Source organism: Variovorax sp. 10N432 (assembly GCF_056394465.1).
In genome coordinates this window covers 38,843-62,786 of record NZ_JBFTHX010000037.1, presented here as the reverse complement: position 1 = coordinate 62,786, position 23,944 = coordinate 38,843, and the positions used below count along the sequence as shown (strand labels likewise).

The following is a 23,944-nucleotide window of genomic DNA, read 5'->3' as shown; positions in this document are numbered from 1 at the left end:
TGAACCATGAGTACATGGCCCAACCGGGGGCGCCTCCGGCGGCCCCTGCGGGGGGCTGGAATAATGAAAGTCAGAACAGCCAGAAGAGAAGTCAGACCATCCCGGTCGGACTCAAGCCAATAGGCCTCCTCGAAAGCCGGTGCGGTTCACAGTCGTTCCACGCGGAAGTGGTGACGCCGTTCGGCATCCGGGGTGAGTACCGATGCCATCCGCACGGCAACGACGCGGACACGGTCGTTGCCGAACAAGTTGGTCCCCCGGCGCGGATAGCTGGCATTCGGAGCCACCGTCACTGCGACCCTTTCCACCATGGCCAAAGATCCTCACAAGAATCTCGAACTTCCCTTCTCCGGGAAGCCGAAGGCAGCGTCCGCGCCCGCCCGCCGCAAAGGAACCGCCCGTGCGAGGACATCTCGCAGGGCGCTGTTGCTGTTCGACTACCAGACCTGGCTGACCGTGACGGCGGGTGTCGCCCAAGCAGCGGCCGCCGCAGAAGCAAGCGGGGCCGGCCGCAGGTAGTTCATCCGAGTCGCGGCGCCGGGCGCCTTCGTCAGCGACTTTTCATGTAGGCGGCGTACAGGAAGGGCTGGAGGTCGCGCAGTACCTTGCGCCGGGCCACGATGTCAGAGTGGCGGCCCTGCCGCTCCAGGCCGAGCAGTTCCACCAGGAGACGCATCGCCTGCTCCGGAACGGTGTGCTGCGACGCTTGCGCGAGCCTCAGTGGCTCGCGAAGACCGGGGCGCTCGATGAGCACCCAGGCCGCAAACCAGCTCAGGTCGCTGATCTCGCCGTCGCCCCGGGAGGTCGCTTCGAAGTTCGCCTCGAAGCTGCGTATCAACTGCGGCAGGAGCGGGTCGGGCGAGCGTTGCCCGACGTCCTCCAGCAGCGCTGGTGACAGCCACCCCAATTCCGCGAGCAACGGCCAAGTCGCCCGCAGGCCGAACAGGTGCAAACGCGCCTCGGCCATCCAGGCCAGCGGTGCCGGCTTGCGTCGCCACGATTCGATGGTGGCGACCGCCTGTGCGGCGGCCTCCCAGTCGCCTGCATGCAGCCAGATCGGCGCCGCATGGTCCTGCGGAGCCCGCGCGTCGAAGGCCAGCGGCCCGGCGCGGCGTGCGATGTCCTGCCAGCTCACGGCCAGCCAAGCGGCGGCAGACGGGTCACCGAACGTGCGCTGCGCAGCGTCACGGATCGTCTCCTGCAGCATCTGCCGAGCTTCGCGCAAGGAAGCGTGGTCGCGAAACGCCTCGTCGCGGCCGATTTCGGCGGCCTCGATGTAGCCGGTGAGAACGCGCAGCGACGGCAAGGCGTCGTCGGCCGGATATTCCCGGAAAAGCTGATTGCAAGCTTGCCGAGCGGCCGACGCGTCGCGCCGCTCGAGCGCATGCACGGCGTCGTTCCTCAGCATCACCTCGCGGCCGTGTTCGAAGATGTCCAGTTGCATTGCTTCACCGTGCATCAAAGTACTCATCCATGGTTTGCAAAGAGGTTCGCGAGGGATCCGATGCAATCGCAGGGCCGAAGACCGCCAAAGGCTGACCCCTGTAGCCTCCCGCTTCGACCGCCCGCGCGGCATGCCGTCGTGCCGGGTGATCGTAGCGTCCAATTGTCGCGGTCCTGGGCGACCGGCTCGGGTCTGCTTGCCCCCAGCGCCGTGTTCAGTACTGTCGTGGTTGGCGACCAAGCGATCCGGTGGACAAGGGGGGCTGGCTCCGGCCACCGCTATCTGCTCATTCAACGCGTTGCGTCTATGCGTGGGCCTGCTCCGCATGCACTTCGAATCCCACGCCGAGGCGCTGAGGAACGGCGCTAAAGATCGCGGCCAGGTTGTCCATGCTCGAATTGTCTTGCAACTGCCGAGTGGAGGAGAGCTTGCCCTTCATAGCCGGCGGCAGCTCGCCTTGGAACTGATACTCGGCCCCACGATCGGGTTTGTCTTCCTCTTGAGCGCCTCCTCGGCCTGTTCGGCCAGCTGGTCGGGCAGCGCGAGCGGAAAGCTCTTGCCCTCGGCCCGCGAGCGCTCGTACGCACGGGCCTTGATCTGGTTGAGCAGCACATTGCGGCTCCAGCCGAACGCCGCGACGGCCCTCAGGTAGAAGATGCGCTCGGCCGGGTCAGACACCTTGCCGAGCAGCACCAAGTGATGACCCCAAGGAACTTCTGCGGCAAGCTGTCGCAGAACCAGCGCGCCGAGTACTCCTCGTAGAGTCGACGCGTGTCCCAGATGTTGCGCGCCGAGAAATCTTGGGTGCCGGGGAACGAGGCCCGAAGGTCACGCGCGAATCGGGAGTGCGGAGTTCGCGTCGACGCGATGCCTCTGCGTATTGCCGTCAATTCGAGTCCAAGGTGGCGATGGATTTCGACATGACCACGAGCGCGCGCCGAGCGGCTGATCCTCACGATGTACGCCGGCAGGGCGCATCAAGCGCAAGGATCTCGGGGCCGCGGAAAGTCGCCGAAAACGTTCCCTCTTTGGCGCGAAGGCGCCGCCCAGCCGTGCCGAAGGCTGCGTTCCGCCTGCCGCAGACAAAGGGGCAGGGCGCCTCCGCAACGACTTTCGTTGAACTTGCCAGTGCTAGTAGGTCATCTCGATGGCCATGCCCTGGGCCCACCGGCTCTCCCAATGCGCGAGGTAGCTTGCCGCCACCTTCGGATTGCTCCACACCACCAGCACGTTTTCAGAATTGGACTTCGCTGCCGCTTGGCTGTAGTTGAAGGAGCCCGTCTGCGTGTGCTTGCCGTCCACCACGATGTACTTATCGTGGTGGATCGCATAGCTCGAGATCACCTTGGTCGGAATGTTGGCGCCGACGAGCAGGTTCATCGCCGCGATGTTCGCCTTGCCGCGGTTGCCCTTGTCGTCGATGAGCACGCGAACATCGAGGCCACGTCGCTTCGCATCGGTCAGGGCGCGGACAACCGAAGGCGAAGTGAAAGAATAGCCGGCCAGCCGTATCGAGCTGTGGGCGCTGCCGATGACCTTGAGCACGAGCGCTTCGGAGCCCGCATCGGGCGAAAAGGCCACCTCGACCTGCGAGTCGGAGGGCGGGGCGCCGGGGGAGCTGGCACAGCCAGCGAGGAGGGCAAAGGCAATGCCCAGCAGGGCACGGCGTGAGGCAGGAAGAAGAAAGGATCGCATGCAGTGTTCAGGTTGGGGCGACGACTGTAGCAACTTTGCACGCGTTGTCTGGCGCGCCGCAGCCGCGCCTCTTCGGCGAAGCTGCCGGCCGATCTTGCATGCATTCGATGGTGCGTCACGACAGCTCAACTTCAATGCGCCCGGCGTTCGCGGCCCTGCCATGTGATCGCCGTCTTCGGGGGCGCCGGGCCGTTCCCCGTTTGAGGGCATGCGGCTCTCTCCTCCACCCTTCTTGGTGGATTTCAATCCTCGGGACCTCGGTCCTGAGGATTTTCTTGTGCGCGAGGGGAGAATCGCCGCGCATGACCCTTCGTCAGTCGACCGAGAAGGCGTCGTGCCATGCGGATGCGCAAACCTCGTCAGAGCGACTTGGATATGACACCACCGCCGCGAGCGGCCAACAACGCCATCCTCCAAGTCGCGCAAATCGCCGTCTTCGCGTCGACGTCACCTGGTGGCGGTGACTGACGAGGTCGACGAGGCTGCGGTTTGCGCTCCGAACCGGGCGTAGTCCGGCGATGCGCATCGCCGCCTGAAACATCAACGGCTCGAGAAACTGAAGAACAATGCAGGCGACACTAGAACGCTTGGAGCTCCCCTCGAATTCGATCGCCAACCGTGACGCCAACTGCGCTCTCGGGCTGCAGGTAGTTGTCGCCGATCGATGCGCACATCGCCACGACCAGCCGGGCGAAGTCCACCACATTCCGGTCGAGCGGATCGCCCGGGCGGATCAGTCCTACCTCTACGGCTGCTTGCTTGAACAGCTCCAGTGCGTCGCGCGGCCCGACCGGGTCCTTGTCTTCGTCCTCATCGACGTAGGTATAGAGCATCGCCAACTCCTTCAAGGTGTCCTGGTGCCAGCATACGCCGCCGATGGGCATGCTGCGTTCGCGCGCAGCTCGATGCCGGCATGCCGGCTCGGCTCGCGAAGCGGGACTGCGCATCGACCATGCTCTCCTCAGCACGAAAGTCGCCAGCCGTTTGGGCACCGCGAGTGTCGATCGCGCGGTGCGCGGCCTTGGTGGACCTCACTGAAGGGTGGCATCTGCGCCGGACAAGCTATCTTGTCTGAAGGACGGCGACAGCGGCAATGCGAACATCGCACCGGTGCACCACCCGACTGAACGTGACATGACCAATCTGTACACCTCGTTCTTTGAAACCATCGAGCCGACCGCTGCTTCGCTTTCCCATGCGGCGCTGGAAGCGGCGAGCGCCTATCTGGACGGGAAGCCAACCGGCTCCAAGGTGAAGATCGGCCGCGCGAGGCGCGATGCCGATTTCTGGTCGTGCCCGTACTGGGCCTCCGTGCCGATCGACAACTGGCGCTCCAGCCTCATGACGCTGGCACTTTCGCGCTACTTCGCCCAGGAGGAAGCCAGCAACCCGGACCTGCTGGATCGGCTTGCGGCCGCCTGCCCGACCGTGCTCGAGAAGGCCGTGCGCCATTCCGGCATCGTGATGCGCTTCGCACCCATGCGGCATGCTGAATTGGAACGGCTGGGCCGACGGCATCGCCCGGTCGCCGAGCTCTGCCGTGTCCTCTACATCTTTCGCCATGCGCACGATGAGCGACTGACGAAGCTCGCTGCCCATCGAGCTACTTTCGCGCAGACGGCACCATTCGAACTGCTGGTTCTCGCAAGCCTCTACGCCTTCGAGCACCTCGTGCCGCGGGGCATGGCTTCGCCGCACCGCGCGGACGGCGTTCAATCGGAGGATCAAGAGGCTTGGGAAGCGATCAACGATGTCCTCCTATGGAAACTCGGCAGCGCTGATCAGAAAGACTTCTTGCTGGATGACGACGTGATCGGCTTGGCGCTCGTGAATCACCTCGCCCCGGTGTTGCGATGCGTTCCGGGTCGGGCCGACTCTGGCGCGACTTCGCGAGGACGATTCCGCGATCTGCTCGCGGCGCAGATCGAACTCAACGCCTTCGTTTCACAATCGGCGGACGCGTTCAGCTACGACCATGGAATTCGTTTCGTGCCGCGTGGCGCCTCACTTGACATCGTCGAAGTCGACGCATCGGGGCGAGCGGCCTGGCAGCGTGATGGCCGCAAGCTCGCGCGCCTGCACGAGTACTGGTTCTACAGGGCACTCGACACCTTCATGCAGTCGGGGAGGGCCAACGAGACCATCGGTCGCCCCGAGAACCACGAGGCCAACCGCCTGGCCTTCATGCGTGCCTTGCGCACACGGCTGCAGCTGACCGAGGTCTACGGCATTGCCGAAACCGTGACGACCGATGGTGGCGAGTCGGTCGACGTGTTTCAGGCGTCGCTGTCAATGGAGCTGATGTCGGCGTTCTACCAGCGGGACTTCCTTGAAACCTTCGTGGGTCACTTGCGCGCCCTCGGCGACTGGCGTGTGGCCTTGCGCAAGCTCTGCGAAGGAGGCGCACTTTCAGGAATGCAGAATCGCTTGCCGCTGACATGGTCGGACCGCGCCGCCAAGATCGCGAACATCACCGGATGGACCGTCACCGCGACGACACCGCAGGGAGATGCCGCGAAGGCCGCTGCGATTCTCGAATTCTGGAGCAGCGACTGGGCCACGCTGTCCGCGCAGTTGAAAGGTCCCGAGCCGGTCCTGCGGCCCGAACTGCTGGAGCGGCCGGTGTTGAAGTTCGGCGAGGTGCTCGTGCAATTGCCCTGGCATCTCGGCCTGCAGAACAACAGCACTGCGATCATCAACAACCTTCGCCGCCTGGGCCAACGCCGGGGCGAGGCACGTGAAGAAACGCAGCGCATCGAGACCGGTCTCGCGCGGGCCCTGGAACGCCGCGGCTTTGTCGTCGCATCGAACTGGCTGCCCGAGCGTGCGCTGCACGGCGATGCCGGCGAGGTGGACCTGGTCTGTGCGCTTGAAGGGGTCGTGCTGGTTGTCGAGGTGAAATCGACCTTCATCCGGAAGTCGCGAAAGGAAGCATTCCGACATGCGACGAGCACGCTACGTCACGCGGGCCGCCAAGTCTTGCGCAAGTCGGAGGCCGTGGCGCGAGACCTTCGCGAAAACGGCACGCTGCGAACCGCCCTGCAGCTCGGGCCCGCCGATGCGGACCCGGCATTGATACGGTGGATTGTCGATACGTCGATCGAGTGCGATCACCAGCGCTTCTCCGGCGTCCTGAAGGTCTCGCTCGAAGAGATCCTCATTGCTCTTCGCGACGACGCTGCGCTGTTGAAGGATCCCGCCAATCTCTTTCTTTCTGACCCGACGCGAGCGGCGGGCGAAGAGGAGCCCAGGGCCGAGCGCGCCACGTTGTATCCCGATGGCTTTTCGGCACGGCGCTTCGTCGAGGTCATCGAGCAGGCGGCCGTCTGGCAAGACCTTTCAACTCCGAGGCGAGTTGCCGGCCCGTCACCGCAGCTCCCTTGTGAGCGCGGCACGGCGCTCGCCGCTCGCGCAAGCAAATCCGCAAGCAGATTCGTGTCCTCTGTGGAGGGCAGGGTGGGGGCTTGCCTGTGAGGCCCGACGCTACCTTACCGTTCTCGCGATCAAGGCCCTGCGCGCGCTTCGCGTGCTCGGCGCGTGCCGCGCGCCTGCGGCGGCCTTGAGCGCTGCGCTGCGGCAAGGGAGCAGGGGCCACGCAGGCAATCCCGCCTGTGTCGTCTCACAGGAGCTCATCATGACCGCATCTTCCGATCTCACTGTCCGCCAGCAACGCATCGTCGACGCACTTCGTCCTTTCTTTGGCGCCGAGGCGGACGCACTGTACGAGGCGAATGGTCGGTCGCTGTTGAAGCTGACCTACTTTGCGCGTCAGTCTTCCTTGCCGAGCTTCCATCGCCTGGTCACGGGGCTCGCTCTGGCGCAGGAACTCCTGGTTGAGGAACTGACCAGCCGCTCGGTGTTCGATTCACCCAGGGCCGTGGTCGACTTCCTGAAGCTTCACTTCGCCGGGCAGCCGCATGAGAGTTTCGCAGTGATGTATCTCGACGCGCGGAACGCGCTCATCGCATTTGAGGAACTGTTCCGCGGCACCTTGACGCAAACCAGCGTCTATCCGCGGGAGGTCATGCGGCGGTGCCTGCACCACGAGGCCGCGGCGCTGATCATTTCGCACAACCACCCGAGCGGAAGCGTCGAGCCCTCGCAGGCGGACCAACTGTTGACGAAGACCTTGGCTACGGCCCTTGCGATGATGGACGTCCGGGTGGTCGATCACGTCATCGTGGCCGGCGGAAACTCCCTTTCATTCGCGCAGCGCGGTCTGCTGTGACGCCAGGGGGCTTTGGCCCCTTTTTCTTTGGCCGTTCCCACTCACGGCACGCGAACCCCCCAGTGCCCGCCGCCATGGCGGGAAGCAGGCTGCCTCTTCCCCATGTGCGCTGCGCTGCCGCGCGGGATGAGGCAGACGTGCTGTCGATCGAGCGCGATCCTGATGGACGTGGGTTTGCGGAAAAGGTGCCCAAGGCTTGGTTCGTCCGCGCGCTCGCGCCGAGCACGAGCGGGCAGGAAGCGCGGACGCGTTGATTGGACCCGCGCGTCGCGCGGGTGGTCCTGACGGCGTTCGAAGTCCGAGGCGCGCCCGGTGCGCGCCTCGCATCGCACGGCTTGTGGAGCGGGTTCGCCTTCGGCCTCGCTTCGGCGGGGGAGAAGCAAAAAGCGAAAAAAAGCGAACAGGAGGGCAGGGTGGGGTTGCCTGTGTCCGGTCAGGGTATCACGCGGTTCTCGCGTTCAAGGCCCTGCGCGCGCTCACGCGTGCTCGGCGCCTCCTTGCGTACGGCGCGCCTGCGGCGACCTTGAGCGCTGCGCTGCCGCGTGAGCTCAGGGCGCCGCAGGCAATCCCGCCTGTGTCACAGCAGGAGTTCCTCATGACCTCTTCTCCCATCGCCTTCGCCGCCAGAAAATCCCTCACGCTCGACGAACTCGAGCGCAGTGCGCCCGCCGTCTTCGCCGACCGGGCCGCCGAGACCACCGGCGCCAGGTACGTCTTCATCAGCACCCGGGACATCGTCGCCGCGCTGATGGACGCGGGCTTCGAGCCGACGCATGCGGTGCAGACAAGGTCACTCGACGGCCATGCCGGCTACGCACGCCACATGCTGCGCTTCCAACCGGTCGTGCAAACGTTGTCGCTCGACGACGTGCTCGGCGAGATTGTCCTGATCAATTCGCACGACGGACGTAGCGCCTATCAGCTGCGGGCCGGCTTGTTCAGGCCGGTCTGCACGAACGGGATGCTGACCGCGATCGGCGACTTCGGACTCATCCATGTGAGCCATCGCGGCAACGTGGTGTCCAACGTGGTCGAGGCCGCCCAGCGGATCACGCGCGAGTTCCACCGAGTCGGCGAAGCCGTCGAAGCGATGCGCGGCACGACGCTGACCGGTGGCGAGCAACTGGCCTTTGCGCGCGATGCATTGACGCTGCGATTCCCGGCCCAAGCCGAGCCCCCGGTTCAGCCCGTGCAGTTGCTGGAACGCCGCCGGGTGGCGGACATCGGCGACGATGTCTGGCGCACCTTCAACGCGGTCCAGGAGCACGTGGTGAGGGGCGGCGTGTGTGGCCGCACGGCGACGGGGCGCGCGATGCACACCCGCGGCATCCGGGCCATCCGCGAGAACGTGCGCCTGAACACGGGTCTGTGGAACCTGGCGCTTCAACGCATCGGCCGCTGACGCCGGCGCCTCCGGGCCGGAGCCCAAGCTCCGGCCTTCGGAAGGGTCGCGCGTGCCGCCTCTGAGGTTTCGCCTTCGCTGTGCCCGGCTGCTCACCGGGGCGAAGATTGCGGGTTCCATCGCGGAACCGAAGCGGCCTCACGCTCACATGTCGGCAGGCCAAGGCTGCCTGCCGTGCAGCACACGAAGCACGGTGATCACATCTCCCACGACGCGGTATGCCACCAGGTAGGGCGTCCTGCTGATGACCAGTTCCCTTGTGTCCCTTACACGACCCGGCCGTCCGAAGTCCGGATGCTCCAACAGCACCTCGATTGGCTGCTCGATCCGCTCGTCGACCATGATGGCGACACGCGGGGTGTCCTGATCGATCTCGTCGTAGTCGAAGATTCTGTTCCGGTCGTCGAGTGCCAAGGGGACCCGTCAATCCCTACGTGCCCGTACCCTTGGCGCTCCTGCTCAGCGCGGCAGCACGGCGCTTTGCGAAACGGGCTGACGCTTCGTCGTGCGGGATGGTCGGACGTGGGTCATCCAGCGCTTCCTGTACCTTGGCGAGAAACCAGGCGTCGTGCGCTTCAGAGTCCGCGACCAAGCCAGCTGGGAGGGCGCCTTCATTCGCTACCCGCGTCAGCACGATGCGAACCACATCGGAGACGGTCAAGCCCAGACCGTCGAGAACCTCGACGGCGCAGTCCCGCACGTTGGCGGCGATGCGTGTTTGCACCAAGGCGTTGGCAGTGGCCATCAGATTTCCCAAAAGCAAGCGTCGGATCGATGGTAGTTCAATCGAATGACAACGGTCTTTCTGCGGTGCTTCGCCATCCAGACCTTCTGGCGCCGCCCGCGATGCGAGGGTTCTCGCGTCGCGGGCGACCAGGCGCCGGCGTTGGAGCGGGGCAGGGCGGCCGGTCCGGGCATTGAGAGGGGGGTGCTGCTTGCTGTTCCCTCAAGGGTGCCACACCGTGCTCGCCGTCAAGGTCTGCGCGCCTCGCGGCGCTGGCGGCCTGTGGCCGTCTTCGAACCTTGACTGCTTGCGCCGCGGCGTGCCGCCGACGGTCACGGGCAATCCCGCCCTCGATCGTTCAAGGAGAACGCCATGGCTTCCAACCTCCCTTTCATCACCGATGATCAATTCGACAGGCTCCAGTCCAACGGCCGCTTGGCGCTCGCGCGTCAGCACCAGGACGAGGCGTTCGATCCGATGCCAGTGGTCAAGCTGTTCACGCCCGACGCGGGTGCAACCTGGCTGCTGACGGAGATCGACCCTGAAGCGCATTACGCCTTCGGCCTCTGCGATCTCGGCGTCGGCAGTCCCGAAATCGGCTCGGTGAGCCTCGAGGAGCTCGCGCAACTGCGCGGGCTGATGAACCGGCCGATCGTGCAGGACCTGCACTTCCGACCCACGCAGCCGCTGAGTGCCTATGCGCGTGAGGCTCGCCTGGCGGGGCGCATCCAGGCCTGAGCAACCGTCCGACCGGCCCGCTGCCGGCGGTGCCGGCGGCATTCCATCGGCTTGCCTTCCGTGGCGCGCTGCGCGCGCTGTTCCTGGTCAGGCCGCGCGCGGCGCGGCAGTACTTCGCGTTGATGTCTGGCGAGGCCTCTGCCGGACAGAGGCGTCGCGAGCGGCCCGCGGCCGCAGCGCTGCCGGGCGAGAGGCACGACCGGGTCGCCATGACCTGCCGGGGCGCATCTGCTGTCAGACCCACCTCTTGATCGACGCATAGCTCGCACGGTCCGCTGTCCAGGGCCTCGGGGCTTCGCCGCCGTCCTCACCCGGTCCTCGCTGCGCTCGGCTGCGGCTTCCGGGCGGCCCCTGGACATCGGCCCTTGCTGCTCGCTTCCCATGCGTCGAGGCGGCTCCGAAAGCAGATGTTCAACCCCCGCGGCACAGGCCGCAGAAAGGACCGGTCATGCGTGCCCTTCAAGCTTCCCGTCAGCGCGATGCGAACCACCAAACAGCCACGGGCGTTCCCCCCGTACCCCCCGAGGACTCACCCCAAGCAGGTGCTGTTCATGTGGCAGACCCACAGGGCGGCAACGCACGCATGGACGTGCGACAGTCGATCACGGACCGGATCGTCGCGATGCTCGAGAAGGGCGGCAACGTGTTCCGTGAACGCTGGACACGGGCCGCCTCGCGAGGCATGCCGCGCAACGGCAAGACGGGGGCACCGTACCACGGCGCCAACGTCCTGTTGCTCTGGGACGCAGCGATGGAGCAGGGCTACGCCTCGAACGTCTGGCTGACCTACAAGCAGGCGGCGAGTCTCGGCGCCCAGGTGCGCAAGGGGGAGCGCGCGGTGCTGTGCGCCCACTTCGAACGCAAGCTCGGCCTTGGATCGTCCGGCGCGGCTGGCGATTCGCAAGGGACTCCATCAGAAGACGAGGGTGGCGCGGCCGATGCCGCCGCCGCGCGAAGCTTTCTCCTGTGTCGACCGTTCTGGCTCTTCAACGTCGCGCAAATCGCCGGGCTGCCTGCGGCGTTGCTGGACCCGGCGCCCGTGGCGAAGGAGTGGGCGGATCGCTCCCCGATCGAGCGAGCGCTGCATTTCCTGGACGGCTGCAAGGCCCAGATCCGGCACGGTGTCGCCCATGCCGCCTACGCACCGAAAACCGACCAGATCCTCATGCCCGCCATCGATTGCTTTACGAGCCCCGAAGCCTACTGCGCGACGGCCCTGCATGAACTCGTTCATTGGACCGGGCATCCCGATCGTCTGGGCCGTGCCTTTGGCCAGCGTTTCGGCGACGCCGCGTACGCGTTCGAGGAACTCGTGGCTGAACTCGGCAGTGCCTTCGTGCTCGGGCATATCGGCCTGGTCGACGCCACCATCGAAGGCCACGCTGCGTACCTCGACGCGTGGCTGCAGGTGTTGCGCAACGACCGCACCGCGATCTTTACCGCAGCGCGCCATGCCGGAGAGGCGTTCGAGTACATCCTCGCCCGGGAGACGCCGTGATGGCCTTTGTCCACCCCGCGTCGTTCGGCGCGACAGCTACGCGTCGACGTTGGCAGGTCGCGGGTGCACGCACGTGCCAGGCCGGTGGGCAGTCCATTCGACTCTGCTGCCGTCTTTTCTTGGCAGAATGACGTGATGTCCCCGACCGCCCGTGCCGCCGTTTCCGATCCTTCTGGCCTGGATGCCGGCGATCCTTTGCACGCCATGCTGCTGGCATCGGGGTACACGGACCTGCGCGTCGTCGATGGCGTCGTGTGCGCGGTGCGCCGATTCAATTTCACGACGGCCGTCCTCGTCGGGCTGGATCCTCTCGGCTACGAGCGCCGCTACTGCTACGAACACAGCGCGGATGCCCGCGCTGCGCTGGCAGCCTGGGACGGGCGCGAGCACCCGCCGGGTCCCTGGATCAAGTGCAAGGGCGCGGGGATTGACCTGCTGAATCCTGCGTTCGCCTGAAGCCGTCGCGCCCGCTTGCGGGAACGTAGCTTCGACGGCCCAGCGGGAGGCGAGTGCGGTTGCAGCGCAGAGGAGGGTCCCAGTTCCGGGAGGCAAAGCGGCACGCTGGCCTCGGGCTAGCCTTCAGGTCCGGCCGCAGGGCGGCGGGGCTTTGGATCATCCTGTCCGAGTTGGGCGTCGACATGGCGCATCTGGCTGCGCTGCTGCGCTTCCTCGGCCTCGCGAAGGCTTTGCGCAGCGCGAGACATCACGTATGCTGCAAACAGCTCATCGACCTGTTGGCTCCATGCCGCGACTGCCTCATCGGAGACGCCGACGGCGGGATGGCCGGGAACGACAACGCCTGCCCTGACAAGGATCGCGGCTTTCTGAGTGATTGTCGGCATGGGGTCCTCCTGCGCGTGTTGTTCCAGGCTAGCCTTAGGTCGCGTTCCGTGACGCAGCGGCGCGGGCCGCGATGCGCGCCATGTCGCCGCATTCGATGCGCTGCGCGATGTTCTCGCGCGCGTTGCTCAGAAAGCGCTGTGCTTCTACCGCTTCGTGCTTTTCGGCCTCGATGACCGCCGCACCCGTCATCTCGGCGGCACGCGCGTGATGCGGGAAGGCCGCCTCGAATGCGAAGCGGTCCATCTCGCGAAAGGCTGCGCCTTCGCAAGCCCACCGCAGCATTTGCGCCTGAGGTGCACTCGCCTCGCATTGCGCGATGACATCGTTTCGCCATCTGAGCACCTGGCTTGTCACTTCCCGCAGCACACCAGGGTCGTTGACGACCGTGCGGCAAACCGCTTCCCAACACATCGCGAGCTGCACGGCGTCCTTGTCCGGCAGTGCCCGCGATGCTTCCTTGTCCAGGACCGCGGCCGCTCTCGGTACCCGGATCCAGTCGCTTCCGGCCCATCGATTTTCGAAAAGCTGACGGCCTGCGGGCGTGATGGGCCTCAAGCCGTCCACGTTGCGGCCTTCCTCGAAGCCGGCGAGCGTCGCGCGCAACGCGTCGAGGGCCTTGTCATGCTGCTCGCCGGTGACCCAATCCGGTGCAAGGTTGTCCGAACGCCAAAGCCCAACGCGGGCCGTGATTCTGTACGTGCTCCGCTTCCTGCGACTTGGTCGCGGCGTCCGCCAAGGAGTGCAGCAGTTGTCCCAGGGCGAGCTCGGCCTGGACTCCGATCTTGTACGGATCCCAGCGATGGAGCTCGAAAGAGGTTTGACTTCCTTGCTCCCTGACAGTCTCACCGCGATCCAGATCGTGCGCAACATCGATCGAAAAGCTTCCAGTCCTTGCGGCCTTGGTGCGCATCGTTCGCAGCACCTCGGGAAGCTCCGTGCCGATGGCCTCGGCCATGCCTGGGGCGCGCCTGGCGATCTCCTTGTCGATGCGGAATCGGATGATCGGACTGGTTTCCATGTGGGTCGGTTATAGCGCGGCGAAGCTTTCGCATCGACTGCCGTAAGAGGTAGGGCGCCCCACCGGCTTCGCCGCTGTCGGGCTGCTCCAGGTTCGCGCCTTCGCGCTCATCCCCTGCGGGGACTGGCCTTGCGGCCAGCCTTGCGCATCCCTGGCGCGCGGGACTTCGTCCCTTGGACTTCCCTGATCAGACCTGCCTCGCGGCAGGTGGAGGCGCTCGCCGCGCGGCGGTTGGGTTTCGCGTCGGCTTCCGGGGGTTCTGCCGTTTTCCTGTGCCTTTCGCCTTGTCCGGTGACTCTGCGCCCGCGAGGCCGTGGGACCGGCTTCGCCTGCAAGGGGGTTTTCATAAAGCTTCGCTTTACACACCTTCCCCCTTGCTCCCCCGTCCCCGCCGTCGCTGCCGTTCACCGGGCGAAAGACTCAGGAGAACGGCGGCCAGTTCCGGGCAGGAGGCCGATGCGAACCCCAACCCTTCTTTGAAGGGCTCGAGATCTAGAAGCCCGGCCTCTCTCTTCAACCTCAATTGCAAAGGACACGGAAATGACTGCTGCTGCCGAGAACCATGACGCCGCCGGAGGCAAGACGCCACGCAAGCTCAACGGAGCGAAGGCTCCGAAGATGCCCAAGGCTGGAAGTGCCGCCAAGGCCACCCAGCCGAAGGCTCCCATGAAGGCCATCGCCCATGCGGAGATCGACCCCAGCGCCCGCGACCTGCTGGTGGCGCTGGACCAACTGGTGCTCAGCGATGCCAACGTGCGCCGGGTGGTCCGCGAGGACGGCATCGCCGAACTCGCCGCCCTCATCGAGTCGCAGGGACTGCTGCAGCGCCTGTCGGTCGTCGCCCAGGCGGATGGACGCTTCGCGGTGGTGGCCGGTGGCCGCCGCCTGCAGGCCATGCACAAACTGGCCGAAGAGGGCAAGTGGAGCGCATCGCAGCCCGTGGAATGCAAGCTCTACGACGACGCCCGCGCCGCCGAGGTGTCGTTGGCCGAGAACTCGGGCCGCGAAGCCATGCATCCCGCCGACGAGATGGAGGCCTTTCGCAAGCTGGTGGAAGAGGGCCTCACGGTTGCGCAGGTGGCGGGCCGCTTCGGGCTGAGCGTGCTGACGGTCGAGCGGCGGCTCAGGCTCGCACGTCTGGCCCCTCGATTCCTCGCGATGTACCGCGCCGACGAGATCGAGCCGGATCAGTTGCAGGCGCTCGCGCTGACCGAGGACCACGCGGCGCAGGAGGCCATTTGGGATGGCCTGCCGGCCTACGACCATGATGCATGGACGATCCGGCGCATGCTCACCGAGCAATCCTGCGCAGGCGACAGCCGCCTTGCGCGTTTCGTGGGCATCGAAGCCTACGAGGCCCGGGGCGGGGCGGTGCGCCGTGACCTCTTTGCCGAGGACGATGAGGCGAGAAGCGTCTACCTGGACGACTCCGTGCTGTTGCAGACCCTCGCGATGGAGAAGCTGCGCGGTCTGGCCGAGGAAGTGCGCGCCGAAGGCTGGGGGTTTGTGGACTGCCTCACCGAGGGTGACAACCTCGCGTTGCGCAGCTACGGGAGCGAGCCACAGGCCCAGCGCGAGCCGACATCGGAGGAAGCACAGGCCATCCAGGCCATGGAAGCCGAGCGCGACCGGCTGGCCGAGGCCTATGACCGGAACGAGGAAAAGGAAGAGGAGGACAGCGATCCCGATTCCGACGACTATGAGGCCGAGGAACAGCGTCTGTCCACTGCCTTGGATGAACTCGACGACAAGCTCGACACCGCCCGGGCGGCCTTGCTGGCGTGGACGCCCGAACAGATGGCACGCACGGGTGCACTGCTTCGCATCGACCACGGCGGACGCGTCACCGTCCATCGTGGCCTGATCCGGCCTCAGGATCGACCGGCGGGGAAGGGTGGTGCAGGGGACGACGCCGGCGACCCGGGCTCCGGCAACGGCAACTGCGATGAAGGAGAGCACGGCGACCGCGCGGGAACAGAGGACACGAAGAAGCGCCCCGAGTTCAGTGAGAAGCTCATGCGCGACCTGACCGCGCATCGCACCGCCGCCCTTCAAGCCGCACTGACGCAGAATCCGCAGGTGGCGCTCGTGACGCTGGTGCATCGCATGGCGGAAACCGTGTTCGGCCAGTACAGCCGGGGCAACGATGTGGTGAGAGTGAATGTGCACCCGACCAGCGACTACAGCCTCGCGCAGAACGCGACCGGCTACGAGAGTTCCCCCGCAGGCGCAATCCTCGGCCAGGCCGAGACGGCGTGGGGCGACCGGCTCCCTGGCAACCCCGAGGCGATGTTCGCCTGGCTGCTCGGCCAAGACCGCGAGACGTTGCTGGAACTGCTGGCCTATTGCACCGCGCGCAGCATCGACGCGGTGGCGGGCCGGGAACGCTCTCGCGACCAGAGCGATGCGATCGCCGAGGCCCTCGGCATCGACATGGCCGACTGGTGGGTGCCCACCGCCGAGAACTACCTCGGCAGCGTGAGCAAGGCCAAGGCACTCGAGGCCGTGAAAGAAGCAACGGGCATCGACTCCACGAATGCCGTGGCCGGAATGAAGAAGCCCGAAGCCATCGCGTACTGCGCAACCAAGCTCGAAGGCTTGCGCTGGCTGCCTGCGCCGCTGCGTCCGATCCCTTCCCCTCACTCCGACGAGGCATACGACGAGTGATCGTGCCCCTGCCGCTGAAAGCGGCGGGGAACCCGCCGATGGCCGGCGCTCCTCCACGACTGGCCGAGCGCCACCGTTCCCTCTTCCCTATTTCCTCAACTCCTTTGGAGGTTTCCATGAACACCAGAAAGATCATTGCTGCCAGCGCTGTCGCTCTGGCGCTGCTGACGTTCGCTTTCGCGGTCGTCCAGCTTTCTCCATCGCATCCCGAGCCTGTGTCGGGGGGCGGGACGTTCTCGGCGCGATTTCAGCCGCAACTCGACGTCCTCGCGGGCATCGGGAGCACGCGCGACCTCACGCCCGTCGAAATGGGCGACCTGAAGCCTGCGCAGCCGGCGCGTGCGCCCTCGCGTACACAAGCATCGACCGACGGAGGCCGCCGTGCGACAGCCGAAGGCAAGCGGTAGCCCTCCGCCGGTCGAAGACCCCGTCGCACAGCTGTCGCGCTTCGAGGGTCACTGTCTTTGCCGGCGGACGCGCGAATGCGAAGAGCTGCTGCAACTCGCCGTTCTCGGCGTCGAACAGGCTCATGAACGGCATCGAGCTGATCCTCACCTGGCGGAGATTGCCAGCCACTTGAACGAGGCGGAACGTCATGTCGAAGCTGCTCGGAGGCTGGCCGCGCGGTGGAGTGAATGATGACCATGATGCCCTTCAAGCCCGTACCCGCGAAGGCACTGCCTTTGTCCGTGAGCGAGGCATGCGTGCCGTCGTGGTCACCATCCTCGGATGCGTCATCGATTTGCCTGCCAAACGCGTGCGCACGCGCGAGACGGTGGATCTGCCCCTGGTGCTACTACGCGGCGATGAAGCAGCGCGTCGCGATGGATCGGGGAGACAAGGCGCAGGGAAGAGGAAAGGGGAGGGCGCGGCGCGCCCGGTGAACCTCGATGCCAAAGGAAGCTCGTCATCGCCATTCGGCGGGCTTTCGCTTGCCCAAGCCCACCCTCTCACCCTCTTTCAGGATCGCCGTGCGCTGGGTGGTTGCCAAGGGCCGCCTTTGGCGCGGCCTTGCCCTGCTTGCAGGTGCTCGCACCTGCCGAGGCACTGGTCGCGATCTCAAAACTGGGTGTGAAACCTGGAGGCGCCGACCGGAAAAGTGTTCGTCACGACGAACACTCTTCTTGGGCGATGGGTTCGCTGAGTCGCGGGAGAAGCGGGACAGCTTGGCTGACGGGGCCAGCGTGTTCGTCATGACGAACGTGGACCCCTTGAATTGGTTTGATGGCAGGATAGACTGGCGTCAGACATTGTTTACTCCCTCGGCTTTTGCAGTGACCAACGCTCCCCGATCCGCTGTGGTTTCGATGCGATTGCCCCCCGATGCGAAGGCGAGATTCACCGCGCTGGCCGCGCATCACCAGCTCACCGAGTCGGGATTGCTCTCCAAGCTCGTCGATGAAGTGCTGCGCTCGAACGCACCGAGCGCAGTGACTCCAGATCTGGCTACCGACGTGAAGAGCACCGAGACCGATGTCGCATCCGAAGACCGCATCACGCTGCGTCTTCGTCGTGGCGACCGCATGCGCGCAGCGGAACGATCTGGCGCGCGAGGCATGAAAACCGGCACGTACCTGGCGCTTCTCGTCCACAACCACGTGTGCGCCTCGGACGTGCTGCCACCTCTTGAACTGGATCTGCTCAAGGCGGTGGGTGCGCAGCTGGCGGCACTGGGTCGGCAACTCCGAGTGTTCGACATGCCGAACACATTGGCCGAACCGGCGGCATCGGAGCTGCGTGATCTGCTCGCGCGTGTGCACCACGAAGTTGAATCGGCGCGCGAAGCGTCGGCGGCGGTGGTGCGTCGCAACCTGATGAGTTGGGAAGCGGGTCATGCCTAAGCGGATGGTCAGGTCACGTCTGTCGGGTGGCGGTGATCGCGACCTGACACTGGACATCGTCAGCCACGGACGCCGCGGTCCAGGCGGCGTGTTGCGCTTTGGTCAGGATCAGATCCAGCAGATCGAGCGCACGGTCAGTCGCACGCCCGAAGTGATGGTGAAGGTCTCGGGCGGCGGGCGCGATTCCGGCGGCGTGGGCGCGCACCTCAAGTACATCGGCCGGCACGGGAAACTGGCACTGGAGACAGATGAGGGCCTCTCGGTACAGGGCAAGGATGCCGCGCTGGAGTTCACGGAGGACTGGCACCTCGATCAGTGCCGCAGCCAGTACCGCCCGAAGCCGGCGGAGGGCGAGAAGGACACGCGTCCCAAGCTGGTTCACAACATCGTGCTGTCGATGCCGGCCGGTACGCCGCCTGAGAAGGTATTGGCCGCAGCGCGAACCTTCGCTCGCGAGAACTTCGCGCTGCAGCACCGTTATGCGATGGTGCTGCACACCGACCAGGCGCATCCGCACGTTCACTTGGTGGTCAAGTGCGAGCATGAGTACGAACCGGGCAAGCGCCTCTATGTCCGCAAGGACACTCTGCGCCGCTGGCGCGAGCAGTTTGCCGAACTCATGCGGGAGCAGGGCGTTGCCGCCAATGCCACGCCGCGGCAGGTCCGTGGCCAGGTGCGCCGGCCTCAACGGGATGCCATCCACCATCGGCTACGGGCGATGCGTACGTTCGGGCAGCTCGGCGCGGCGGAACGCAGCCAGCGCATCTCGCCGAGGCCATCCACCGTCCTGCGCGAGAAGGTGATGGCAATGGTGAAAGCGCTCAAGGGTGGGGACGGTTCGATCGAACAGGGAGGGGAGACCCTTCAGCGCACGCGAGATTCAGTGACGGCCGATTGGCGAGCGACGGCGCAGACGCTGCGACGACAGGGCGAGACCGAGTTGGCCGCACAGGTGGAGCGATTTGCGGCACAGATGCCGCCCGTGCAAACGGACGCGCAGCGGCTGGCCGAGCAGTGGCAGAACCAGCAACATGTGCCGACGCCGGCGCGTTCCCGCTCTCGCCCTCCGGACGAGCGCCATCGGTAGCGCCTCTCCCTTGTGAGGCAGCACGGAAGCAATCTGCGCGCGGCGCCACGGGCGGTTTCGTCGTGACCCCGGGCACCTTTACTGAGGACGCGAAGGGATTCGCTGAAGGACGGAGCCTGGAGCTGGTCGGCGACGACAAGCGCTTTGGCCTGACTTGGGGCAGGAACGCCGGCCCCGCCTTCGGGGGCTGCTCCACATGTCCCGGCTGCCGGGGCGTGTGGCCGTTTGTCTGTTCGATTCGGGACGGCTGGCGTCTGCCTGACGGCACCCGCGGTGCGGGCGCTATCGGGTGGGGGGGTCCAGCTCAGGCCGTTGTCGAGACGGATCGCTCTTTGCCGGTGCTTCCTTCGACTTTGCTGCCTTCGCGTCCTGGGCTTTCTGGCGGGCGGCAATGCGAGCCATGTCGCCGCGCTCGATGCGCTGGGCGATGTTCTCGCGGGCATGGAACATCAGGCGTTTGGCCTCCTTGGTCGGATACTTCTCCGACTCCTCGGCCGCGATGCCCAGCGTTATGAAAGCGCGCTCGTGGTGAGGGAACTCCTTGAGAAACTCGTATCGGTTCATCACACGGAATGCACCAGCTTCTCTCGCCCATTGCAACATCTGGGCTGCCGAAGGATCCTGTTGGCAACGGTCGACCGCCGCATTGCGCCACTGCAGGGTCTGGCTGGCGATCTCGCGCGGGACGCTCGGGTCGTTGGCCAGGCGCTGCACCAGAGTCTCCCAGCGCATCGCGTACTGGGCCAACTCCTTTGAAGACGGCGGCTTGTCTTGCTGAACGCTCATGCTCTCGGCGGCCCGCGGAACTCGGTTGAGCTCCCCGCCGATCACCCGGCTTTCATAGATATGGACACCATCGTGGGCGATGACCCGCAACCCATCGACGAGGCGCTCATGCTCCATCCGGCCCAGCACTGAGGCCGCATTGTTGAAGGCGTGGTCATGGGCCTGGATGGACGGGGCCTCGGCGCCCAGGCCGGCACGCCGACGCATCTCGTAGCGCGCCAACATGGCCAGGCGGCTTTCCTCACGCGAGGTGGCTACGAAGACGGCCTGCACGATGTAGCCGCTGTGTTGCAGATCGGTCGCGAGCCTGGGTACCGCCTCGATGTCGGTGGTTTCCATCTCTGCAATGAGGTTCAGGCGCCGCTCCTGAACTTCCGCTACGAACCGGTCGAACCAGACTTGGCAGTTGTCGGCCACGCGCGCCGCCGCCGTGGGGGAAAGTTCGCCTCCAGGCGCCCAGAGGGGGTGATAGGCACGAAGGCGATTCAGAGAGACGTGCGCCGGTGCCGTCGTCGCCGTCTCTATCAACTGCTTGCGCAAGTTCACCGTGGCGAAGGTCAGGCCCGCGCCGGGCTGACCCGCGATGATCATGGCAACCGGCCGATCCGACGGATGCGCACCGATCAACAGGTCGGGCGCCACGCATCGGTCGTACAGGCGCCGAAGCTCCCGTTCGGACGGCGCGGGCGCGTCGGCTGAGGGTGAGGGTGAGGGCGGCCGGGTCACGGCTGGCCTCCTTCGTTCGCTTCGCCGGAATCGACCGGCCCCGACGATCCGGCAGGCGGACCGAATTCCTCAAGGATCGACTGCACGGACTTTGCGTCTGTGGGATCCAAGGTTGCGAGCACTCGGCGAGCGTGGTCGCGCTTCTGGCTGAGGTGTCCAATCCGTTCCGCATCCGGTGGATCCTGGTTCGCCAGCGCCTCAATCTCCAGCGTGTGGGAGGCAATGTATTGGTTGACCAGTGCCAGCGCCAACTCGGCCTCGAGCACGGTTTTCATCGAGTTCCATTGGCTCTCGTCGTAGTCGAAATAGGGTCGCCGTCTGGAGCGCTCTTCAAGTTGCTGGTGCTGAGCCAGTTCCTTCTCGATGGAGAAATCGCCGATCTGCACCGCCTTGGTGAGCATCATGCGAACGACATCGGGCAGGTCCATGCCGCGCGCCTGCGCCATCGCCAGCGCTTTCTGGGCGATGGCGCCATCGATGCGGATGCGGAGTTGAATGCTGTCCATGCGAGCGCGATTTATAGCAGCACGCTATATAGAACGCTGTAGAACAGCTGAAATCGCTGCAACTGGTGGCAGGCCGAGCGCGACGCCAACGGTCCATGGCGCCCGCGTCAGCGCGTGGCCGAGCAGAGGGCCAGCAGCGTCAGGTGGGCCGGGTAGAAGGCGTAGAACACCCAGCGGTTGCGGGGCAGCGGAATGTCGACCTGCGTGGCCCCCCAGATGAGCGGCAGGGCCACCAATGCAGCGAAGTTTCCGTTGACGACGGCCAGGGAGGTCGTGGCGAGCGTCCAGAGCACGAGGCGCACGGCCGTCGGCCGGAGAATGAACACCCAGGCGGTCAGGCAGCACAGTAGCGCCGGCCACCAGAACTCCACGAAAGCGCCGCCAATGAGGAAAGTCAGCACCGCAAGCACCCGCAGCCCTTTGCCGCCAGCCTCCCAGAGATACACCAGCAGTGTGGCGACCCACAGTGTGAAAAGGATGTTCAAGGGCCACCAGCCGACCAGGTAGACGAAGGCGGGCGTCGAGAGGCCGCCGAAGAGGGTCAGGCGCCTGATCACCCGCACGTGCATCCCAGCGGCCAGAGCGCCGGGGCGTGCGAGGTTGAACATGAGCACGAAGCCGAAGACCGGCATCACCAGCCGGCCGAGGGCGAAGAGCGTCGCGTTGGCCTCATGGAGCAAGTACTTGTTGACGTGGTCCCCAGCCATCAGGACCAGGGCGAACCACTTCAGCGCTTCCAGCGAACCGTCCGAGATGTGCCAAGCAGCGCGCGCGGGACTCGCGGGCCGCGGCTTTGCGGCGGATGCCTGCGCTGTGCGCATGGATCAGGGCACCTTCAATAGGCCGGCGCTAGCTCGGTGCCTTCGTCCCACAGTCGCCGCCACTCGCGGGCGTACACCGCGGCTAGCTGCGGCGAGTTGCTCACCACCAGCACGTTCTCAGCGTTGCGGTCGCCGGCGGAGGACGTGTAGTTGAAGCTGCCGGTCTGCACTGTGGTGCCGTCGGCGACGATGAACTTGTTGTGCTGCAGCGCGTACCGGGCGTTGGTGCGGACGGGCACGCGCTCGTTGGCGAGGAAGCGTGCGGCCGAGTAGCCCTTGAAGGCTTCTCCGGCGTCTACCAGCACCATCACCTGGACGCCACGGCGCTGGGCGTCCCGTAGGGCCAGGGCAATCGGTTTGCTGGTGAAGGAGTAGGCGGCCACATACAACGTGGAACGGGCACTGCGGATCGTGTCGAGCACGAGTGGGAGCGCATGCCCCGGAGTGAAGGCTGGGGTGAAGACAGCGGATGAGGGCGTGGATGACGGCGTCGATGGCGAAGTCGGCGCGGCCTGGGCTGCGGGTCGCACTTGCGTCTGCGTCTGGGCCACGACCTGGTCGTTTGTCGCGGCCTGCGCCGAGAGTGCGTGCAACGAAGCGTCCGCCAGGAAGACGCACAGGGCCAAGGCGAACCCGTGGGGGCGAATCGCGCGCTCGAGGCGAATCTCCCAGCGCTCCCGGGGTCTAGATGCGCTCATGGGTCAGCTCCTCGCGGCTGCGGCCGCCACGCTGGCGAACCTGTCTTTGATTTGGCCCTGGCTTGCGGTCGGGCAGATGAACCTGGCGACCACGCTCGACGGCAGCGGCCATGCGGTCGCGGATCGCCTGAACCAGCTTCTCCTGCGATGGCTCGTCGGCAGTCACGCGCCGGGCGTACTGCTCTGCCAGCTTCACGCCCGCAGCAGCCGTTGCGAGGCCCGGGTACATGTCAAGCGAGGCCTCCGCCAGGATCTCTCCGGTGCGCAGCAGGTGGGCCTGGCGCTGCAGATCGCGCACGTGCTCAGGGGTCTCGATGCTCCAGCGGGCACGCTGGGCCACCATCTTCTTCTCACCGATCAGATCTCCCGCCTCATTGCGCGCGGGAACCCGCACGTTGACCGGGTTCGTGCCGTGCTGGGTGAGCACGACCTGATCGCCGATGCGCGGCTGGGAGGTGGATTCGGCGAGCGCCCGCTCCAGGTCAGCACCCCAGATCGTGCGGTCGCCGACCTCGGTGCGCACCATCACGTAGAAGGACATGCGCTGCGCAGGGTCGAACTTGTAGGGGGCGGCGGCTGCGGCGACCAGCAGGCCTCGGATGGGTGGGCGAGGGCCGTCGCGCAGTGGGCGGGATCCGGCGGCGCGGCCAGCGCCGGGCGCATCTGCATACGGGGCCTGCCCTGGGACATCCCGGTCCGGAGGCGAACCTGGCTGCTGGGTGGTTGCGGCCGGAGCGGGTCCTGTCGCTTGATGCCTCTGCCGCGCGCGCGCAACCTGCTGGATCTCGGCTTCCGTGGGCTCGTAGCCTCGTGCCTCGATACCAAGCAGCGCTGCCTCGCGCCACATGCCCTGGCGGAATGCCTCGGTGCCACGCACGTCGATCGCACGCCAGCCTCGCGCCTGAGCGATGGCGATAACGCTGTGCATGACCTCGCGGTTCTCGGTGCGGACCCGGATGCGGCTGCCATCGTCGATGAAGGCCAATGTTCGGTCCGGGAAGAAATAGTGGTCATCGACCTTGAGGTAGCGCCGCTCGATGGCGTCGGGCACGCGCGGGTGCGTTCGGCCGCCGGGCGGCGCATGGCCCTGTACCGATCCCGCGAAATCCCAGGACGCGGCGCCGGGTGGCGAGGCGGTGGAATTGGGGGCTGCGCTGCTGGTCACGGAGGCGGGTCTCGCGTCGGACTCTTCGGGAGTGGCCATAGAGGCTCCTTTCCTGGA

Annotated in this window: 24 protein-coding genes and 2 pseudogenes; 11 read left to right on the top strand and 15 right to left on the bottom strand. The window is 66.0% G+C overall.

The window, feature by feature from the left end:
* Positions 1 to 550: 550 nt before the first annotated feature.
* From AC1DF3_RS29625 to AC1DF3_RS29605, 5 genes are all read right to left on the bottom strand, one after another.
* The gene (locus AC1DF3_RS29625) at positions 551 to 1,444 is read right to left on the bottom strand and encodes a hypothetical protein (protein WP_478141780.1); all 894 of its coding nucleotides are present in this window, start codon (positions 1,442 to 1,444) and stop codon (positions 551 to 553) included.
* Between the two features lie 304 nt (positions 1,445 to 1,748).
* Positions 1,749 to 1,883: a hypothetical protein gene (locus tag AC1DF3_RS29620; protein WP_478141779.1), complete on the bottom strand. Its 135-nt coding sequence runs from the start codon at positions 1,881 to 1,883 to the stop codon at positions 1,749 to 1,751.
* Positions 1,880 to 2,179 (bottom strand): DUF1016 N-terminal domain-containing protein, encoded by a 300-nt coding sequence (locus AC1DF3_RS29615; RefSeq protein ID WP_478141783.1) that lies wholly within the window; start codon positions 2,177 to 2,179, stop codon positions 1,880 to 1,882. The genes AC1DF3_RS29620 and AC1DF3_RS29615 overlap by 4 nt, the downstream gene beginning before the upstream one ends.
* Positions 2,180 to 2,575: 396 nt before the next feature.
* Positions 2,576 to 3,139, bottom strand: a complete 564-nt coding sequence (locus AC1DF3_RS29610) for a phospholipase D family nuclease (protein ID WP_478141782.1) — start codon at positions 3,137 to 3,139, stop codon at positions 2,576 to 2,578.
* A 578-nt stretch (positions 3,140 to 3,717) separates the two neighbouring features.
* The gene (locus AC1DF3_RS29605; RefSeq protein ID WP_478141778.1) at positions 3,718 to 3,972 is read right to left on the bottom strand and encodes a hypothetical protein; all 255 of its coding nucleotides are present in this window, start codon (positions 3,970 to 3,972) and stop codon (positions 3,718 to 3,720) included.
* Between the two features lie 301 nt (positions 3,973 to 4,273).
* On the opposite strand from AC1DF3_RS29605, the gene AC1DF3_RS29600 reads away from it, so the two are divergent.
* The 3 genes and pseudogenes from AC1DF3_RS29600 to AC1DF3_RS29590 all read left to right on the top strand — a co-directional run bounded on the left by AC1DF3_RS29600 (position 4,274) and on the right by AC1DF3_RS29590 (position 8,769).
* The gene (locus tag AC1DF3_RS29600; RefSeq protein WP_478141777.1) at positions 4,274 to 6,613 is read left to right on the top strand and encodes a hypothetical protein; all 2,340 of its coding nucleotides are present in this window, start codon (positions 4,274 to 4,276) and stop codon (positions 6,611 to 6,613) included.
* 322 nt (positions 6,614 to 6,935) lie between these two features.
* Positions 6,936 to 7,367, top strand: a pseudogene (locus AC1DF3_RS29595) (JAB domain-containing protein); the annotation flags it as partial.
* Between the two features lie 595 nt (positions 7,368 to 7,962).
* A complete protein-coding gene (locus AC1DF3_RS29590) occupies positions 7,963 to 8,769 on the top strand; it encodes a DUF932 domain-containing protein (protein WP_478141776.1) in 807 nt (268 codons plus the stop codon).
* Between the two features lie 144 nt (positions 8,770 to 8,913).
* Here the strand turns inward: AC1DF3_RS29590 and AC1DF3_RS29585 are convergent, their stop codons facing one another.
* Together AC1DF3_RS29585 and relB are read right to left on the bottom strand one after the other, a co-directional pair.
* Positions 8,914 to 9,183, bottom strand: coding sequence for a type II toxin-antitoxin system RelE/ParE family toxin (locus AC1DF3_RS29585; RefSeq protein ID WP_478141775.1), 270 nt, complete (start codon positions 9,181 to 9,183; stop codon positions 8,914 to 8,916).
* A gap of 16 nt (positions 9,184 to 9,199) precedes the next feature.
* Positions 9,200 to 9,514, bottom strand: a complete 315-nt coding sequence (relB, locus tag AC1DF3_RS29580) for a type II toxin-antitoxin system RelB family antitoxin (protein ID WP_478141774.1) — start codon at positions 9,512 to 9,514, stop codon at positions 9,200 to 9,202.
* 351 nt (positions 9,515 to 9,865) lie between these two features.
* On the opposite strand from relB, the gene AC1DF3_RS29575 reads away from it, so the two are divergent.
* From AC1DF3_RS29575 to AC1DF3_RS29565, 3 genes are all read left to right on the top strand, one after another.
* On the top strand, positions 9,866 to 10,231 hold the full coding sequence (locus AC1DF3_RS29575) for a DUF2958 domain-containing protein (RefSeq protein WP_478141773.1): 366 nt from the start codon (positions 9,866 to 9,868) through the stop codon (positions 10,229 to 10,231).
* A gap of 583 nt (positions 10,232 to 10,814) precedes the next feature.
* Positions 10,815 to 11,729 carry an ArdC family protein gene (locus tag AC1DF3_RS29570; protein WP_478141772.1) on the top strand — a complete coding sequence of 305 codons (915 nt, stop codon included), beginning with the start codon at positions 10,815 to 10,817 and terminating at the stop codon, positions 11,727 to 11,729.
* A gap of 135 nt (positions 11,730 to 11,864) precedes the next feature.
* On the top strand, positions 11,865 to 12,185 hold the full coding sequence (locus AC1DF3_RS29565) for a hypothetical protein (RefSeq protein ID WP_478141771.1): 321 nt from the start codon (positions 11,865 to 11,867) through the stop codon (positions 12,183 to 12,185).
* A 116-nt stretch (positions 12,186 to 12,301) separates the two neighbouring features.
* Here the strand turns inward: AC1DF3_RS29565 and AC1DF3_RS29560 are convergent, their stop codons facing one another.
* The 3 genes from AC1DF3_RS29560 to AC1DF3_RS29550 are packed head-to-tail and all read right to left on the bottom strand — an operon-like array spanning position 12,302 to position 13,590.
* Positions 12,302 to 12,571 carry a hypothetical protein gene (locus tag AC1DF3_RS29560; protein ID WP_478141770.1) on the bottom strand — a complete coding sequence of 90 codons (270 nt, stop codon included), beginning with the start codon at positions 12,569 to 12,571 and terminating at the stop codon, positions 12,302 to 12,304.
* A 34-nt stretch (positions 12,572 to 12,605) separates the two neighbouring features.
* Positions 12,606 to 13,175, bottom strand: a complete 570-nt coding sequence (locus AC1DF3_RS29555; protein WP_478141769.1) for a hypothetical protein — start codon at positions 13,173 to 13,175, stop codon at positions 12,606 to 12,608.
* 16 nt (positions 13,176 to 13,191) lie between these two features.
* Positions 13,192 to 13,590 carry a hypothetical protein gene (locus AC1DF3_RS29550; protein ID WP_478141768.1) on the bottom strand — a complete coding sequence of 133 codons (399 nt, stop codon included), beginning with the start codon at positions 13,588 to 13,590 and terminating at the stop codon, positions 13,192 to 13,194.
* A 540-nt stretch (positions 13,591 to 14,130) separates the two neighbouring features.
* Between AC1DF3_RS29550 and AC1DF3_RS29545 the strand changes: the two genes are divergently transcribed.
* From AC1DF3_RS29545 to AC1DF3_RS29525, 5 genes and pseudogenes are all read left to right on the top strand, one after another.
* Positions 14,131 to 16,257, top strand: a complete 2,127-nt coding sequence (locus tag AC1DF3_RS29545) for a ParB/RepB/Spo0J family partition protein (protein ID WP_478141767.1) — start codon at positions 14,131 to 14,133, stop codon at positions 16,255 to 16,257.
* A gap of 116 nt (positions 16,258 to 16,373) precedes the next feature.
* A complete protein-coding gene (locus AC1DF3_RS29540) occupies positions 16,374 to 16,664 on the top strand; it encodes a hypothetical protein (RefSeq protein ID WP_478141766.1) in 291 nt (96 codons plus the stop codon).
* Between the two features lie 786 nt (positions 16,665 to 17,450).
* On the top strand, positions 17,451 to 18,098 hold the full coding sequence (locus AC1DF3_RS29535; protein ID WP_478141765.1) for a hypothetical protein: 648 nt from the start codon (positions 17,451 to 17,453) through the stop codon (positions 18,096 to 18,098).
* Positions 18,091 to 19,185 carry a relaxase/mobilization nuclease domain-containing protein gene (locus tag AC1DF3_RS29530; protein ID WP_478141764.1) on the top strand — a complete coding sequence of 365 codons (1,095 nt, stop codon included), beginning with the start codon at positions 18,091 to 18,093 and terminating at the stop codon, positions 19,183 to 19,185. The genes AC1DF3_RS29535 and AC1DF3_RS29530 overlap by 8 nt, the downstream gene beginning before the upstream one ends.
* Before the next feature lie 32 nt (positions 19,186 to 19,217).
* Positions 19,218 to 19,313 (top strand): annotated as a pseudogene (locus AC1DF3_RS29525) (restriction endonuclease); the annotation flags it as partial.
* A gap of 154 nt (positions 19,314 to 19,467) precedes the next feature.
* Here the strand turns inward: AC1DF3_RS29525 and AC1DF3_RS29520 are convergent.
* The 5 genes from AC1DF3_RS29520 to AC1DF3_RS29500 all read right to left on the bottom strand — a co-directional run bounded on the left by AC1DF3_RS29520 (position 19,468) and on the right by AC1DF3_RS29500 (position 23,926).
* Entirely contained in the window at positions 19,468 to 20,613 is a 1,146-nt protein-coding gene (locus AC1DF3_RS29520; RefSeq protein ID WP_478141763.1) for a zeta toxin family protein, read from the bottom strand.
* Positions 20,614 to 20,693: 80 nt separating this feature from the next.
* Positions 20,694 to 21,203, bottom strand: coding sequence for a hypothetical protein (locus AC1DF3_RS29515; RefSeq protein ID WP_478141762.1), 510 nt, complete (start codon positions 21,201 to 21,203; stop codon positions 20,694 to 20,696).
* 107 nt (positions 21,204 to 21,310) lie between these two features.
* On the bottom strand, positions 21,311 to 22,024 hold the full coding sequence (locus tag AC1DF3_RS29510) for a TraX family protein (RefSeq protein WP_478141761.1): 714 nt from the start codon (positions 22,022 to 22,024) through the stop codon (positions 21,311 to 21,313).
* A 14-nt stretch (positions 22,025 to 22,038) separates the two neighbouring features.
* Positions 22,039 to 22,722 carry a phospholipase D family nuclease gene (locus AC1DF3_RS29505; RefSeq protein ID WP_478141760.1) on the bottom strand — a complete coding sequence of 228 codons (684 nt, stop codon included), beginning with the start codon at positions 22,720 to 22,722 and terminating at the stop codon, positions 22,039 to 22,041.
* On the bottom strand, positions 22,709 to 23,926 hold the full coding sequence (locus AC1DF3_RS29500) for an LPD7 domain-containing protein (protein WP_478141759.1): 1,218 nt from the start codon (positions 23,924 to 23,926) through the stop codon (positions 22,709 to 22,711). The genes AC1DF3_RS29505 and AC1DF3_RS29500 overlap by 14 nt, the downstream gene beginning before the upstream one ends.
* Positions 23,927 to 23,944 lie beyond the last annotated feature (18 nt).

Bases quoted from the DNA above. Each gene is read 5' to 3' on its own strand.
- AC1DF3_RS29625 (WP_478141780.1), bottom strand. From the start codon at position 1,444: ATGCAACTGGACATCTTCGAACACGGCCGCGAGGTGATGCTGAGGAAC.
- AC1DF3_RS29600 (WP_478141777.1), top strand. From the start codon at position 4,274: ATGACCAATCTGTACACCTCGTTCTTTGAAACCATCGAGCCGACCGCT.
- AC1DF3_RS29505 (WP_478141760.1), bottom strand. From the start codon at position 22,722: ATGAGCGCATCTAGACCCCGGGAGCGCTGGGAGATTCGCCTCGAGCGC.
- AC1DF3_RS29575 (WP_478141773.1), top strand. From the start codon at position 9,866: ATGGCTTCCAACCTCCCTTTCATCACCGATGATCAATTCGACAGGCTC.
- AC1DF3_RS29530 (WP_478141764.1), top strand. From the start codon at position 18,091: ATGCCTAAGCGGATGGTCAGGTCACGTCTGTCGGGTGGCGGTGATCGC.
- AC1DF3_RS29500 (WP_478141759.1), bottom strand. From the start codon at position 23,926: ATGGCCACTCCCGAAGAGTCCGACGCGAGACCCGCCTCCGTGACCAGC.
- AC1DF3_RS29535 (WP_478141765.1), top strand. From the start codon at position 17,451: ATGACGAACGTGGACCCCTTGAATTGGTTTGATGGCAGGATAGACTGG.
- relB (WP_478141774.1), bottom strand. From the start codon at position 9,514: ATGGCCACTGCCAACGCCTTGGTGCAAACACGCATCGCCGCCAACGTG.
- AC1DF3_RS29560 (WP_478141770.1), bottom strand. From the start codon at position 12,571: ATGCCGACAATCACTCAGAAAGCCGCGATCCTTGTCAGGGCAGGCGTT.
- AC1DF3_RS29605 (WP_478141778.1), bottom strand. From the start codon at position 3,972: ATGCTCTATACCTACGTCGATGAGGACGAAGACAAGGACCCGGTCGGG.
- AC1DF3_RS29550 (WP_478141768.1), bottom strand. From the start codon at position 13,590: ATGGAAACCAGTCCGATCATCCGATTCCGCATCGACAAGGAGATCGCC.
- AC1DF3_RS29570 (WP_478141772.1), top strand. From the start codon at position 10,815: ATGGACGTGCGACAGTCGATCACGGACCGGATCGTCGCGATGCTCGAG.
- AC1DF3_RS29545 (WP_478141767.1), top strand. From the start codon at position 14,131: ATGACTGCTGCTGCCGAGAACCATGACGCCGCCGGAGGCAAGACGCCA.
- AC1DF3_RS29565 (WP_478141771.1), top strand. From the start codon at position 11,865: ATGTCCCCGACCGCCCGTGCCGCCGTTTCCGATCCTTCTGGCCTGGAT.
- AC1DF3_RS29620 (WP_478141779.1), bottom strand. From the start codon at position 1,883: ATGAAGGGCAAGCTCTCCTCCACTCGGCAGTTGCAAGACAATTCGAGC.
- AC1DF3_RS29590 (WP_478141776.1), top strand. From the start codon at position 7,963: ATGACCTCTTCTCCCATCGCCTTCGCCGCCAGAAAATCCCTCACGCTC.
- AC1DF3_RS29515 (WP_478141762.1), bottom strand. From the start codon at position 21,203: ATGGACAGCATTCAACTCCGCATCCGCATCGATGGCGCCATCGCCCAG.
- AC1DF3_RS29510 (WP_478141761.1), bottom strand. From the start codon at position 22,024: ATGCGCACAGCGCAGGCATCCGCCGCAAAGCCGCGGCCCGCGAGTCCC.
- AC1DF3_RS29540 (WP_478141766.1), top strand. From the start codon at position 16,374: ATGAACACCAGAAAGATCATTGCTGCCAGCGCTGTCGCTCTGGCGCTG.
- AC1DF3_RS29610 (WP_478141782.1), bottom strand. From the start codon at position 3,139: ATGCGATCCTTTCTTCTTCCTGCCTCACGCCGTGCCCTGCTGGGCATT.